The organism is Martelella sp. AD-3 (assembly GCF_001578105.1).
In the GTDB taxonomy this organism is placed as follows: domain Bacteria; phylum Pseudomonadota; class Alphaproteobacteria; order Rhizobiales; family Rhizobiaceae; genus Martelella.
In genome coordinates this window covers 127,767-140,617 of record NZ_CP014277.1, presented here as the reverse complement: position 1 = coordinate 140,617, position 12,851 = coordinate 127,767, and the positions used below count along the sequence as shown (strand labels likewise).

Sequence of the window (12,851 nt, the reverse complement as noted above, 5' to 3'; positions counted from 1 at the left end):
CTCTTGTTTTTTTATATGTTTGACCCAGTTATCGGGTGCATCAATCGTCTTTGCGGAGCCGCTTCGCAGGCAACGGAACGAACAGGTCATGAAACACGACCAGTGCCGTATCGGGCTCGACAGCGTAGCGGCCGTTCTTCGTGACTTTATAGAAGAGCCCCATTTCCTCGAGCACCACGCAGTTGCGCGGAACCGTAAACCGGCTGACGCCCAGGCGTTCCGCAAGAATTTGCAGGGGCAGGATTCCTCCGTCCAGCTGCGGATCGTAGATCAAGCCAATCAGGCTCACGCGCAACATCGGAAGCAGGTGCACGTAGCGGCTCGGCCGGTTCTCAATGGCGGTCGCAACCTTGAGAGCGTTAACACCTACAGTTCCGGGCGGAATTTGCTCCAGAATCGGTGGTCCATCGAACCACACAAACGGGTCATGTGGCTGCGCACCCAGCCCCTTTATAATCTCTTCTCTTGTCATTCTCTCGCGACAGCTGTTCGAACCCACATGGTGTTTCTTATATGTGCTTCAAGGCCCGATTGCCATTGTGATCCGGTGGGATGACGCCGAAAGAGCAAGGAGCGATTTGGCACTTTTCGCAAACCCATAATACCTAAAGTGAGGACAGAAGCGAAACAAGTGCGGACTATTAGGTACGTCGCGGATTTGCCGGAACCGGCGCGGCGGTATCCGCCGCGCCGAGGGAGCTTAGCTCCAGGGGATCACGGTCATCAGATCATCATCGTCCTGGCCGGGAAACTTGCCGAGGTTCGCACGGAACGCCCGGCTCGGGGTTGCCGCGGTCAGCTGCAGATACTCTTCGCCGTTCTGGTTCGTCTGACGCCAGATGCCGCCAACCTCGACCTTTCGGCCTCGCGGGGACACGCCATACAGGCGGTAGACAGGCGCTTTCGGGTTCGTGCTGTTGAGCTCTTCGCCAGTGATGTCGAAGTCGAAGTCCAGTGCGGCGATGTTGCCTTCCAAAGTGCCGTTGTCGTTGAAGCGGATGAAGTTGATCAGGTCTGCCATTGGTATGTCTCCGTTGTTTGATCGAATTGACAGGGACACCAGGAAGCACCGGAAGAGGATGACTGCACCCTTCAGGGCCGCAGCGAAGCGAAGGGCGGCGCAGGACCGGAAAAGACGGAGGGTCCGCCGAAGGTGGAAGCCGTCTTTTTTGGACGGAGACGTTGCTGACAGACCCCGGGCCTTACAGTCCCATCGTCAATTGCTCGCAAACAACAACGGCTGGACATTCCTTCGCCATGGCAGCCCGCGTCAGCTTTGTGCAACAGGGTGTCGATACTGGCAAAGAACACAGTCTGCATGGACAACAAAGCACGAAACGGCCTGTCGCAGCGAATCCGAAAGGGGCTCTGTTCCTTCGATGCGAGGAAATTCCCGACACAACACGACGGAGACGGTCACCCCCGAAACGAAAATTGGGTCCTTCGTCAAAAACAGAATCTGAATAGGAGAGGAACAGACCGGGCCGATTGAGGGAGGCTGCCAGCGCGGTCACTCTTGGCTAAATATCGCCATTTTCGAGTTCGGCAAAGATGGTTTCAGGCAGGGCAAGACAGATCGTATAATCGGCGAAACTCGGTTGCCAATATTTATTTTGTCCATATTATTGGACACATGGAAATAAGCATCGTCACCGCGAGTTTTAGCGCGCTTTCCCAAGAGACCCGTCTTGAGGCGTTTCGTCTCCTTGTTCGCCATGAACCCGACGGGCTCCCTGCCGGGGAGATCGCACGTCAATTATCTGTACCGCACAACACCATGTCGGCACATCTTGCGGTGCTTTCACGGGCAGGATGGGTGATATCGCGCCGACAGAGCCGCTCAATCATCTATCGCGCCAATCTCGAGCACATGCAGGAAACTCTGCGTTTTCTGGTTCGCGACTGCTGCGCTGGCCACCCAGAAGTTTGCGAGCCGTTTTCGGCGGCTCTGAGTGAAGGTGGCCTCAACGACAAAAGAAGGAGCGAGAACGCTTGAAAGCGATAATCTTTCACAATCCGGCATGCGGAACCTCCCGAAATACCCTAGCGATGATCGAGGCGTCGGGCGAAACCCCGACCGTGATAGAATACCTAAAGACCCCACCCAGTCGTGAACGGCTGATCGAGCTGATTTCGATGATGGCCATCACGCCAAGAGAGTTGCTGCGCCGCAAGGGAACGCCTTTTGAGGAACTCAATCTTGATGATCCGACGCTGAGTGATGATCAACTGATCGATGCAATGATGGCGCACCCGATCCTGATCAATCGTCCAATTGTGGTGACAGAAAAAGGTGCGCGGTTATGCCGGCCTTCAGAGCGGGTCCTTGAACTGCTGGCAAACCCGGTGGCGGTGTTTACCAAGGAAGACGGCGATGTGTTACGCTTCGGCGGGGCAACTCAATGAGCGGGACTGAACGCCTCGATGACCTGCCGAATATCGATCCGGACAAGTTACGTCCAATTGACGTCGATTTGCTGGCGGGGCCGGATGCGCCGCGCCATCCCCCCAGGATTCTGGTGCTCTACGGCTCGTTGCGCGAGCGCTCCTTTTCACGCCTGGCCTCCGAAGAGGCGATGAGACTATTGCGCTGGTACGGCTGCGAAGTGCGCACTTTCAAACCGTCGGGTCTACCTCTGCCTGACGATGCGGATTCCGGCCACCCGAAAGTCCAGGAGTTGCGCGACCTCGCCCAATGGTCCGAGGGCATGCTGTGGGTCAGCCCCGAGCGGCATGGCGCGATGACCGGCATCATGAAGACGCAGATCGACTGGATACCGCTATCGCTGGGCGGTATCCGGCCCACCCAGGGCAAGACACTGGCGGTCATGGAGGTTTCGGGCGGCAGCCAGAGCTTCAATGCCGTCAACCAGATGCGAATCCTCGGGCGCTGGATGCGTATGATCACCATCCCCAATCAATCATCCGTACCCAAGGCCTTCACCGAGTTTGACGAAGCCGGGCGCATGAAGCCTTCACCCCTCTACATGCGTATCGTCGATGTGTGTGAGGAACTTGTGAAGTTCACCTGGCTGACGCGCGGCAGGTCTGCCTATCTCACTGACCGTTATTCAGAGCGCGTCGAGAGTGCTGAGGAGCTCTCTCGACGCGTCAACCAGAACACGCACTGACGATAAGGTCTTTTCATGTTGGCACTGGCTATTTTTGTCGTCACCCTGTTTCTGGTGATCTGGCAGCCGAAAGGTCTGGGGATTGGTTGGAGCGCGCTCGGCGGCGCCCTGGTGGCACTGCTGACGGGCGTGGTGCATCCGGACGATATTGTCGTGGTATGGGATATCGTCTGGGATGCAACTTTCACTTTCGTGGCGCTGATTATCATTTCGCTGATCCTGGACGAAGCTGGGTTCTTCGCGTGGGCAGCGCTGAATGTGGCACGTTGGGGCAACGGACGCGGCCATTTGCTTTTCCCGCTTGTCGTTATACTGGGGGCGATCATTGCTGCGTTCTTTGCCAATGACGGCGCAGCCCTTCTGCTGACGCCCATTGTCATCGCTATTCTCCTGCGCCTGAATTTTGGGCCGCCGGCGGCGTTGGCCTTCATCATCGCGACCGGGTTCATCGCAGACACGGCAAGCCTGCCGCTGGTGATCTCCAACCTCGTCAATATCGTCAGTGCCAACTATTTTGATATCGGGTTCGACCGCTACGCGGCGGTCATGGTCCCTGTGAATTTTGTTTCCCTGGCAGCAACACTGGCCGTGCTCTGGTTGGCATTCGGCCGTCGAATTCCCAAACACTACTCCGTCGAGAGCCTGGACCCGCCGCACATGGCCGTCAAGGATCCACTGGTCTTCCGGGCTGCGTTTCCCTTGCTGGCCGTGCTGCTTGCCGCCTATTTCGTGACGGCCCCGCTGGGCATTCCCATCGCGTTTGTGACAGGTACTGGCGCAGTTCTGCTCATGGCAATTGCCGGGCGCTGGTGGCAGGCCGGCCGCGGTGCAATCGTCTCCGTATCGGACGCGCTTCGCGGCGCCCCCTGGCAGATCGTTTTGTTCTCAATCGGCATGTATCTCGTCGTCTACGGGTTTGGCAATGCGGGGCTGACGAATTACGGCGCCCTGGCGATTGAGTGGTTGGCGCAACATGGTGAGTTTGTCGCCACGCTGGGCACCGGCGTGCTTTCCGCCATCGCAGCCTCCATCATGAACAATATGCCCTCGACATTGGTCGGTGCATTGTCTATCGATCGGGCCAACGTGCCTGCGGCAACGCGGGAGTTGATGATCTACGCCAACGTCATTGGCAATGATCTGGGGCCCAAATTCACCCCGATCGGCAGTCTCGCGACCTTGCTCTGGCTCCATGTGCTGGCCGGAAAGGGCTACAGGATTGGCTGGGGCCAGTATATGAAAATCGGTCTTCTGATAACACCGCCGGTATTGCTGGCAAGCCTGGTCGCCCTGGCTTTCTGGCTACCGGCTCTACCGCCATCGCCATAGGTGCATCTTGGGTCATGGCGCGGTGAGTTTCGCTGCCTGGAAGTTGCCGTCGGCACGATGACGCTGTCGTAATAGCCGGTTGGTCGCCTGGCCAGAAGGCGAATCCTGCCCAAGACAGCGTGAAAGCGCCGCTCTTCGACAGTATTCAGACTCGGGCCAGGCGCAGCCTACCGATATCGTCCACATGCTCCTGAAGGGCGGCGCGATCGAGGGTCGGTCCCGGGAGTTGAGCGAAGGGTTGAATGCGCCGGCGCATGGCCTGATAGGTCTGGCGAAACAATTCGAGGCGTTCTTCATCGCTGAAAACGCCTGCGGCGGGATCCGGGTGACCCCAATGCGCCGTCACCGGCTGTCCGGGCCAGACCGGGCATTCTTCATTGGCCGCCTGGTCGCACACAGTGAAAACGAAGTCCATTTGCGGCGCGGTCGGCTTCTGAAACTCGGCGATCGAGCTTGTCCCCAGTTCTGAAATCTCGTGTCCGTTTTCTTCAAGAACCTGCAGGGTCAAGGGATGGACCGCGCCATGTGACGATGTGCCTGCGGAATAGGCTGCAAACCGCTCAGGCGCGGTGTCACGCAGGATGACTTCGGCAAAGATTGACCGCGCTGAATTGCGCGTACAGACGAACAGGACATTATATCTGCGGTGATCGTTCGCGTCGAAATCTATCGTGCGATGGTCATTGTTTGTTCGGCCCCGACAACAATCCTCCGAGAGGAAGCCTATCAGCGACTTCGCGCCGGATAGATCGGCGCTGTACAACAAGGAGTTCCCGTCGCGATCCTGATGGACGAGACCCGCACGCCGCAGAACCGATAGATAGATAGAAAGCGTCGAGCGTTTATAGCCAAGTGTTTCGGCCAGTTCACCGGCTGCCACTGATTGCGGATATCGTCGAACCAGAACGCGGAATACGTGGAGCCGTTCGGCGTGCCCGAGCGCATCGAGCATCCCGACCATGTCATCTATCATTACGTGCATGCCTCTTCAGTGCAGTCATAAGTCCGATTTATGCTTATGACCGGAAGAGACAACGATTTTGTGTCAGCCGCAAGGTTTAGCCGAGGGCGTACCCTATTCCCCTGATTGTTCGGAGCGGGTAGTTCGTTTTCTTCTGGTTGAGCACCTTGCGCAGACGGCCGATATGCACATCCACACTGCGAATATCGACATCGCCTTTGCGCCGTCCGGCGCGTTCCAACAACTGTTCCCTGGTGAAGGGGCGTCCAGGACGACTCATGAAGGCCGCAAGCATGCGATATTCGGTTGGCCCGAGATGCACGGGGCGTCCTTCGATATAGACCCGCAGCGCGTCTTCATCCAGAGCGATGCGCTCAAAGGTGAGGCAGGGCCTTACCTTTCCGGAATCGATACGACGAAGCTGGACATGGAGCCGCGCCGCCAGCTCCGATGAAGAGTAGGGTTTGGACAGGTAATCGTCTGCGCCCAGTTCAAGCCCCTTGACCTTGACTTCCTCGCCGGAACTGCCGGACAGAATGATAAGCGGCATCTGCCTCGTGGCGCTGTCCTGTTTGAAGCTGCGGCACAGGTTGAAGCCATAATCATTCGGTGCGACCCAATTGAAAAGGACGATGTCCGGCCTTTCATCTCTTGCCGCCTGCAGCGGTGTCTTGCCGTCCATCGCCACGCACGCGGCATATCCGCTGTCCTGCAGTTGCCGGAACAGGGAGTCCCGTTCGACCATCCCGTTTTCGACCACGAGAATTCTGGGTTTCAGCAGATCGAGTGCTTTCTGCTTCAGCATGGCGGTTCCCGTCTTATTTGTTGACCCGTCTTATGTGTCGATCGATCCGTCTGGCGCTTCGCGTCTGCTCATGAAAATCACTTCTTCGGCAATATTCGTGGCGTGGTCACCGATACGCTCCAGGCTTTTGGCGGCAAACAGCAGATGGATATCGGACTTCAGTTTCGAGGTGTCTCGCCGGCTGCCTGCCAGAACAAGGTGAAACAGATCGTCATGGAGGACATCGATACGCCTGTCGCCGCGCACCACCTTGTGCGCCAGGTCAACATCCCGGCGCACAAGGGCATCATTGGCATCTTCCAATGCTCCAAGAACCGCGGCATGCAGCTGTCTGAACAGTTCAGCTGCATCCGCCGATATCCGGGAGTTGCGGTCCGCAATGGCGCGTTTGGCGATATTCTTCGCATGATCCGCCGCGCGCTCAAGGTTTCCCGCGCTGTGCTCGATGGCGATGACCTGACGAAGGTCACCGGCCACCGGCTGATAGCGCACCAGTATATCCAGACAGCGGGCGCGGATTGTCTCCAATTCGCGGTCCACCACCAGATCGTTTTCAACCACTTCACCGGCGCGCACCAGATCGTTGTCGAGAAGCACGTGGGCTGCGCTTGCAACCATGGCCTGAACATGTTCCGTCATGATCAGGACGGCGGCGGACAGGTCACTCAGTGCCTGTTCAAAGGCTTGCAGCGTATGTCGCTTTTCCATTTGCTTCCTTTCGACATCTCGTCAACCGTAGCGCCCGGTGATGTAGTTCTCCGTGCGGGGATGCTGGGGATTATTGAAAATCTGGCTCGTTTCGCCGAATTCTGTCAGTTCGCCCAGATACATGAATGCCGTGCGGTGCGAGATGCGCGCCGCCTGCTGCATGTTGTGGGTGACGATCACGATAGTCACCGATTTCGCGAGTTCCTGGACCAGGTCCTCTACCTTGGCCGTCGCTATCGGATCGAGCGCCGATGTCGGCTCGTCCAGAAGCAGGATTTCCGGGTTCGGAGCCAGACCGCGTGCGATGCACAGACGCTGCTGCTGCCCGCCCGAAAGGTCGTAGGCCGAGCCATTGAGCTTGTCCTTGACCTCGTCCCAGATCGCGGCGCGCTTTAATGCGCTTTCCACCGCTTCGTCGATCACCTGGCGTTTGCTGATCCCGCGCACGCGCAAGCCGGCAGCCACGTTTTCGTAAATCGATTTGGGAAAGGGATTCGGCTTCTGGAACACCATGCCGATGCGCAGTCGCACCAGCACAGGATCGGCGTCGCGACCGACCAGGTTCTCGCCCTCTGGCTCCAGTATTACCCGCCCCTCATAGCGGTTGCCGGGGTAGAGATCGTGCATCCGGTTGAGACTGCGCAGAAGGGTGGACTTGCCGCATCCCGAGGGGCCGATGATCGCCGTCACCTTGCGGTCGAGGATCGGCATGCTGACACTCTTGATCGCCTGAAAGCCGTTGGCGTAGTAAAAGCTGAAATCCTCAATCCGGGCGCGTAGCGCGTCGCTCTCTGCCGCAGGCTTGATCGGAGGCGGCATGGCCGCCTCGCGCTCATCTTGAAGTCTGGTTTTCTCGATCTCGGCGTCTGCTTTTTCGGCTGTCATGTTGTCATCAATCATGGTTCAGTTTCTGTGTCCTTTGCGGAGCCGGTACCGGATCCAGATGGCGATGCCGTTGAGCGAGAAGGTCAGCGCGATCAGCACCACACCGGTTGCGGCAGCGGCGGTGTGAAAACCAGCCTGAGGCCGGGAAATCCAGTTGAACATCTGTATCGGCAGCACGGTGAATCCGTCGTTGAGCCAGGCGAAGGAGATGAACGGAAACTCTCCGGTCACGGGTGCCGGCGGCAGGAAGGCGATGAAGGTCAGCGCGCCGATCGTGATGATTGGGGCGGTCTCGCCGATGGCGCGGCTGAGACCCACGATGGCGCCGGTCAGGATGCCAGGCCGCGCCGCCGGTATGATGTAGTGCCACATCACCTGCCATTGATCGGCTCCAAGGCCATAAGCACCCTCCTTGATGATCGAAGGGATCGAGCGCACCGCCTCGCGGGTCGAGACGATCACGATCGGAAGGATCAGCAGTGCGAGCGTCATGCCGGCCACGAGGATCGTCTTGCCGAGGTCGAACCCGTAGACGAAGAGACCGAGCGCCAGAAGACCGTAGATGATCGAAGGTACGCCGGCGAGGTTGGACACGTTGATCTCGATGAAGTTCGAGAGCCACCCCTTCCTGGCATATTCTTCCAGATAAAGCCCCGCGCCGATCCCGATTGGAATGGCGAGGAAAGCGGTCACCAACATTACCAGAAGCGAGCCGACCCATGCCGACAGAATGCCCGCCCGCGCCGGTATGCGCGAAGGATAGCTGGTCAAGAAATCGTAACTGATGCGGGTGGCCCCGCGGATGACTAGATCGCCGATCAGCGTCAGAAGCAGCGCCATTGCGATGGCCATGACGATCACCCCGCCGGAGGCGAAGATGATGTCTTTCTTCTTGGCGCGCGCGACGGCGTCGAACGCCTCCTGGTTCGTCGATGCACCGTTGCCAAGCGTTCCTTCGGTTGTGGTAACCATCTCAGTATGCCTCGCGGAACTTGCGGCGCAGGTAGAAGCCGATGACATTGAAGGTGAGCGTGATGACAAAGAGCAGAAGACCCACCGCAAAGATCGACTCGTATGCGACCGACCCGTGCGCCACGTCACCGAGGCTCATCTGCACGATATAGGCTGTGATTGTCGCGGCCCCCTCGCGCGGGTCCCATGTCAGGTTCGGGTTCTGGCCTGCTGCGATCGCCAGTACCATCGTCTCGCCCACTGCGCGCGACATGCCGAGGATGAAGGCGGCGGTGATGCCCGAAAACGCCCCGGGGATGACGATACGTGTCGCCACCTGCCATTTCGCCATGCCAAGCGCGTAACCGCCTTCGCGCAAACTGTTGGGCACGGCGCGCATCGCATCTTCGGAGACAGAGACAACGTAGGGCAGGATCATGATGCCGAGGATGATGCCGGGCACCAGCAGGTTGATGCCCTTGAGCCCGGGAATGAACTGTTGCAGAAATGGCGTCATCACCAGAAGCGCGAAATAACCGTAAACCACAGTGGGCACGGCCTCGAGCATTTCGAGCGCAGGCTTCACTGTCTCACGCACCGCCGGCTTGGCATATTCGCTGAGATAGATTGCCATGACCAGGCCGAAAGGCACCGCGATGATCATAGCAAGCCCCGCCGTTTGCAATGTCGCGGCCAAGAGAGGCAGGACCCCGAATTGCGGGTCGGCAAAGACCGGCGTCCACATCGTGCCGAACAGGAAATCGAACAGCGGCACATGGGCAAAGAACCCGGCCGAATCGCGTATCAAAATATAGACGATGGCGAATGTGACGAATACCGACAGTGCCGCGCACAGGAACAGGAAAACCCTCATGCCCCGGTCGATCAGTCGCCGTCTTTTGACAAAACCGCTGTTGATGAGTTCCGCTGAACTGGGAATGGAATCTACGGGCACGGCAACCTCGCTTGACCGGAAAAAGATGCGGCGGGCGAAAAGACCCGCCGCCGAGATGAAATGTGCCTAGTTGGCAGCCTTCAGAAGATCGTCGGGCGTGACGCCGACCTTGGAGCCGCCGTCGAAGAACGAGCCGGTCGAGCGGGCAACGATCTTTTCTTCAGCAAGCGAGAAGGCCTTGCTGGGCAGCGCCAGATAGCCGGTGGAGGCCACGAGTTCCGGTGCGAGTTCCGGGTTGAACATGAACTTCGCGTAATCCTCGACATTCGCCTTCGTGTCCAGATGCTCTTTGTTCGCGTAGATGAACAGCGGACGAGTCAGCGGCTGATACTCACCGCTGGCCGCGGTTTCGGTGGTCGGCGCAACGCACTCGCCGCCGTTGAACGAGATTTCCAGCGGCTTCACACGGCCGCGGTTCTCTTCGACATAGGCCAGACCAAGGAAGCCGATGGCATCGACGTCGGTCGACACGCCCTGGATGGTGATGTTGTCGTCTTCGGTCGCGGTGAAATCGCCGCGCGAGGCGCCCTCTTCGCCGATGATGGCGAAGGTGAAGTAGTCGTAGGTGCCCGAGTCCGTGCCGGCGCCGAACAGGGTCAGCGGCTGGTCCGGGTATTCCGGGTTCAACTGGTTCCAGTTGTTGACGACACCCTGTGCTTCCGTCTCGTAAGCCGTCTTCAGCTCTTCGACGGTCATGCAGCTGATCGGGTTGTCGGGGTTCACGATCACGGCAAGCGCGTCCATGGCGACGGGCAATTCGACGAACTCGATACCGTTTTCGGCGCAAAGCTCTGCTTCCGAGGTCTTGATCGGGCGCGATGCGCCGGAGAAGCTGGTCTCGCCGCGGCAGAACTTCTTGAAGCCGCCACCGGTACCTGACACGCCAACAACGACACGATTGCCGGTTGCGATCTGGTATTCCTCGGCAAACGCCTCGGAGACGGGGAACACGGTCGACGAGCCGTCAACCTGGATAGCATCTTCCTGGGCTGCGGCCTGATAGGCGAGCAGCGAGGCTGCAGTGAGAACGGTGACTGAAAGTATCTTTTTCATTGGAATAATCTCTCCTGGCTGGATCGGTTGTCGAATCCATTCGGGTTTCAACGGGTGGTCCCCGGAGGACGGTAAAACACAGTCATGTTACAGTTTCATGAAACTGCAACATAGATGGTTTATTGCGACTTGCAGCGGCTCGTTCGGGTGTCGCGAATATCCAGTGCAATCGGCATTCGGGGGAAACAGGAGATACCATCCAGCCGGGAGCCAAAGCGACGGCGTAATCGATCTGACGATCCGCCTTGCCGACATGGCTTTGCGCAGGTCGGCGTCCGGTCACAGTCACCACGCCTGCTGGTAAACGGCGCTTCCGCGCATTGTTCACACCGACATGAAAATGAGAGTTCGGCCATGACAAACAACCAGAACTTCAACATTCTCTTTCTCTGCACCGGAAATTCGGCGCGGTCGATCATGGCTGAAGCCATTCTCAACACGGAGGGCAGAGGTCGCTTTCAGGCCTTTTCGGCAGGTAGCCGGCCGAAAGGTGCCGTTCATCCGCTCGCGCTCAAGGTGCTGGCGGCACAGGGCTACCCGGTCGAGGGGCTTCACTCGAAGAGCTGGGATGCCTTTTCGGTCCCCGGCGCGCCCGCTTTCGACTTCATCTTCACGCTCTGTGACAGCGCCGCGGGAGAGGCCTGCCCGATCGCGCGCGGGGCGGCAAAGCGGGCGCATTGGGGCATTGAAGACCCCGCCGCTGTCGAGGGGACGGATGCGCAAAAGCAACTGGCCTTTGTGCAAACGGCACAATTCCTCAAAATCCGGATCAAGGCGTTTCTGAGCCTTCCGGTGGAGACAATCGAAAAAATGGCGCTGGAAAGCAGGCTGAACCAGATCGGCCGTATGGAAGGCGCGACGGATCTCGCCGCAAAGAGCGAGTGAATGCCGAATGAGACATTTCCGGTTCAAGGCCTTTGCAGCGGTATCGGCGCAGGGATCGCGGCAGCTTTGCTTGCCGGGAATTTCATTACCATTGATCTGAAAACGGCCATCCGGGCAGTAGCGTTGTATCGCTGTAATAAAACACTGCTAAGCCCGGGCGAAATGACATCCAAACATGATCGGAGATAATAAAATGCGTCGTACTCTTCTTGCTGCAGCCGCTCTGGTTGCTATGACAGTACCTGCTTTAGCAGATTTCACCCTGGACAGCCGCTACACGGATGCAGACGGCGACCTGATTGCCGATATCCCGTCCGATCCGGCTGAGCTTGTCGATCCTTCCGTGCTGATCTTCGCCTATACGCCGGTTGAAGATCCGGCTGTCTACGCGGAGGCATGGAAGGACTTTCTGACGCATATGGAAGAGGTTACCGGCAAGCGGGTCCAGTTCTTCCCGGTCGATTCCAACGCCGCCCAGATCGAAGCCATGCGCGCCGGCCGCCTCCATGTCGCAGGCTTCAACACCGGCTCGAACCCGCTGGCCGTGGCCTGCGCCGGTTTCCGTCCGTTCACCATGATGGCGGCCGAGGACGGTTCATTCGGCTACGAGATGGAAATCATCACCTATCCGGGCTCCGGCATTGCCGAAGTTGAAGACATCAAGGGCAAGGCCCTGGCGTTTTCGTCCGAGACCTCCAATTCCGGTTTCAAGGCCCCGTCGGCCATTCTGAAATCCGAATACGGCATGGAAGCCGGCACGGATTTCGAGGCCACTTTCTCCGGCAAACACGACAACACCATCCTCGGCGTGGCCAACAAGGACTATCCGGCCGGCGCGATCGCCAATTCGGTGCGCAAGCGCATGGTTGCCCGCGAGGTGATCACAGACGATCAGGTCGAGATCATCTACACCTCGCAGACCTTCCCCACCACCGGCTACGGCTTGGCGCACAATCTGACGCCCGAGCTTCAGGACAAGATCAAGGAAGCCTTCGCCTCCTTCGAATGGGAAGGGTCGACGCTGGAAGAGGAATTCTCCAAGTCCGGCGAAGCACAGTTCATCCCGATCACCTTCAAGGACAACTGGGCCGTGATCCGCCAGATCGACGAGGCAAACGGCGTTTCCTACAATTGCCAGTAAGAACTGGTATCATCCTTTCGAACGGGCGGAGATCATCCGCCCGTTCC

At 58.4% G+C, this 12,851-nt stretch carries 15 protein-coding genes; 6 read left to right on the top strand and 9 right to left on the bottom strand.

The features are described from left to right. Window positions 1–40 precede the first annotated feature (40 nt). Complete coding sequence (locus AZF01_RS23190) at window positions 41–499, bottom strand: hypothetical protein (protein WP_155122301.1); 459 nt, start codon at window positions 497–499, stop codon at window positions 41–43. A 201-nt stretch (window positions 500–700) separates the two neighbouring features. After that, complete coding sequence (locus AZF01_RS23185; protein ID WP_024707216.1) at window positions 701–1,021, bottom strand: DUF736 family protein; 321 nt, start codon at window positions 1,019–1,021, stop codon at window positions 701–703. A 612-nt stretch (window positions 1,022–1,633) separates the two neighbouring features. Here AZF01_RS23185 and AZF01_RS23740 point away from each other — a divergent pair. From AZF01_RS23740 to AZF01_RS23170, 4 genes are read left to right on the top strand one after another with little or no spacing between them, the layout of a single operon-like run. Further along, window positions 1,634–1,996 (top strand): helix-turn-helix transcriptional regulator, encoded by a 363-nt coding sequence (locus AZF01_RS23740; protein ID WP_079921054.1) that lies wholly within the window; start codon window positions 1,634–1,636, stop codon window positions 1,994–1,996. Further along, window positions 1,993–2,406: an arsenate reductase (glutaredoxin) gene (arsC, locus tag AZF01_RS23180; protein ID WP_024707217.1), complete on the top strand. Its 414-nt coding sequence runs from the start codon at window positions 1,993–1,995 to the stop codon at window positions 2,404–2,406. The genes AZF01_RS23740 and arsC overlap by 4 nt, the downstream gene beginning before the upstream one ends. After that, entirely contained in the window at window positions 2,403–3,131 is a 729-nt protein-coding gene (gene arsH / locus AZF01_RS23175; RefSeq protein ID WP_018065836.1) for an arsenical resistance protein ArsH, read from the top strand. The genes arsC and arsH overlap by 4 nt, the downstream gene beginning before the upstream one ends. Before the next feature lie 15 nt (window positions 3,132–3,146). Next, window positions 3,147–4,460, top strand: a complete 1,314-nt coding sequence (locus AZF01_RS23170) for an arsenic transporter (RefSeq protein WP_024707218.1) — start codon at window positions 3,147–3,149, stop codon at window positions 4,458–4,460. Between the two features lie 145 nt (window positions 4,461–4,605). Here the strand turns inward: AZF01_RS23170 and AZF01_RS23165 are convergent, their stop codons facing one another. The 7 genes from AZF01_RS23165 to AZF01_RS23135 all read right to left on the bottom strand — a co-directional run bounded on the left by AZF01_RS23165 (window position 4,606) and on the right by AZF01_RS23135 (window position 10,778). Continuing rightward, entirely contained in the window at window positions 4,606–5,442 is an 837-nt protein-coding gene (locus AZF01_RS23165; protein WP_018065834.1) for a helix-turn-helix domain-containing protein, read from the bottom strand. Between the two features lie 76 nt (window positions 5,443–5,518). Then, window positions 5,519–6,226 (bottom strand): winged helix-turn-helix domain-containing protein, encoded by a 708-nt coding sequence (locus tag AZF01_RS23160; protein ID WP_036236432.1) that lies wholly within the window; start codon window positions 6,224–6,226, stop codon window positions 5,519–5,521. A 30-nt stretch (window positions 6,227–6,256) separates the two neighbouring features. Beyond that, window positions 6,257–6,934 carry a phosphate signaling complex protein PhoU gene (phoU, locus tag AZF01_RS23155; RefSeq protein WP_018065832.1) on the bottom strand — a complete coding sequence of 226 codons (678 nt, stop codon included), beginning with the start codon at window positions 6,932–6,934 and terminating at the stop codon, window positions 6,257–6,259. Window positions 6,935–6,955: 21 nt separating this feature from the next. After that, window positions 6,956–7,753 carry a phosphate ABC transporter ATP-binding protein PstB gene (gene pstB, locus AZF01_RS23150; protein WP_051424018.1) on the bottom strand — a complete coding sequence of 266 codons (798 nt, stop codon included), beginning with the start codon at window positions 7,751–7,753 and terminating at the stop codon, window positions 6,956–6,958. Between the two features lie 84 nt (window positions 7,754–7,837). Then, complete coding sequence (pstA, locus tag AZF01_RS23145) at window positions 7,838–8,791, bottom strand: phosphate ABC transporter permease PstA (protein ID WP_024707222.1); 954 nt, start codon at window positions 8,789–8,791, stop codon at window positions 7,838–7,840. Window position 8,792: 1 nt separating this feature from the next. Then, complete coding sequence (pstC, locus tag AZF01_RS23140) at window positions 8,793–9,725, bottom strand: phosphate ABC transporter permease subunit PstC (protein WP_244435529.1); 933 nt, start codon at window positions 9,723–9,725, stop codon at window positions 8,793–8,795. Window positions 9,726–9,791: 66 nt separating this feature from the next. Beyond that, a complete protein-coding gene (locus AZF01_RS23135) occupies window positions 9,792–10,778 on the bottom strand; it encodes a PstS family phosphate ABC transporter substrate-binding protein (RefSeq protein WP_024707224.1) in 987 nt (328 codons plus the stop codon). Between the two features lie 354 nt (window positions 10,779–11,132). Between AZF01_RS23135 and AZF01_RS23130 the strand changes: the two genes are divergently transcribed. Together AZF01_RS23130 and phnD are read left to right on the top strand one after the other, a co-directional pair. Then, the gene (locus AZF01_RS23130) at window positions 11,133–11,663 is read left to right on the top strand and encodes an arsenate reductase ArsC (protein WP_024707225.1); all 531 of its coding nucleotides are present in this window, start codon (window positions 11,133–11,135) and stop codon (window positions 11,661–11,663) included. Window positions 11,664–11,856: 193 nt separating this feature from the next. Then, window positions 11,857–12,804 carry a phosphate/phosphite/phosphonate ABC transporter substrate-binding protein gene (phnD, locus tag AZF01_RS23125; protein WP_024707226.1) on the top strand — a complete coding sequence of 316 codons (948 nt, stop codon included), beginning with the start codon at window positions 11,857–11,859 and terminating at the stop codon, window positions 12,802–12,804. The last annotated feature ends 47 nt before the right edge of the window (window positions 12,805–12,851 follow it).

What these genes read in the sequence shown, in the direction of transcription:
- AZF01_RS23185 (WP_024707216.1), bottom strand. Translation starts at nt 1,021, where the DNA reads ATGGCAGACCTGATCAACTTCATCCGCTTCAACGACAACGGCACTTTG.
- AZF01_RS23740 (WP_079921054.1), top strand. Translation starts at nt 1,634, where the DNA reads ATGGAAATAAGCATCGTCACCGCGAGTTTTAGCGCGCTTTCCCAAGAG.
- arsH (WP_018065836.1), top strand. Translation starts at nt 2,403, where the DNA reads ATGAGCGGGACTGAACGCCTCGATGACCTGCCGAATATCGATCCGGAC.
- AZF01_RS23170 (WP_024707218.1), top strand. Translation starts at nt 3,147, where the DNA reads ATGTTGGCACTGGCTATTTTTGTCGTCACCCTGTTTCTGGTGATCTGG.
- AZF01_RS23165 (WP_018065834.1), bottom strand. Translation starts at nt 5,442, where the DNA reads ATGCACGTAATGATAGATGACATGGTCGGGATGCTCGATGCGCTCGGG.
- AZF01_RS23160 (WP_036236432.1), bottom strand. Translation starts at nt 6,226, where the DNA reads ATGCTGAAGCAGAAAGCACTCGATCTGCTGAAACCCAGAATTCTCGTG.
- phoU (WP_018065832.1), bottom strand. Translation starts at nt 6,934, where the DNA reads ATGGAAAAGCGACATACGCTGCAAGCCTTTGAACAGGCACTGAGTGAC.
- pstB (WP_051424018.1), bottom strand. Translation starts at nt 7,753, where the DNA reads ATGCCGCCTCCGATCAAGCCTGCGGCAGAGAGCGACGCGCTACGCGCC.
- pstA (WP_024707222.1), bottom strand. Translation starts at nt 8,791, where the DNA reads ATGGTTACCACAACCGAAGGAACGCTTGGCAACGGTGCATCGACGAAC.
- AZF01_RS23135 (WP_024707224.1), bottom strand. Translation starts at nt 10,778, where the DNA reads ATGAAAAAGATACTTTCAGTCACCGTTCTCACTGCAGCCTCGCTGCTC.
- AZF01_RS23130 (WP_024707225.1), top strand. Translation starts at nt 11,133, where the DNA reads ATGACAAACAACCAGAACTTCAACATTCTCTTTCTCTGCACCGGAAAT.
- phnD (WP_024707226.1), top strand. Translation starts at nt 11,857, where the DNA reads ATGCGTCGTACTCTTCTTGCTGCAGCCGCTCTGGTTGCTATGACAGTA.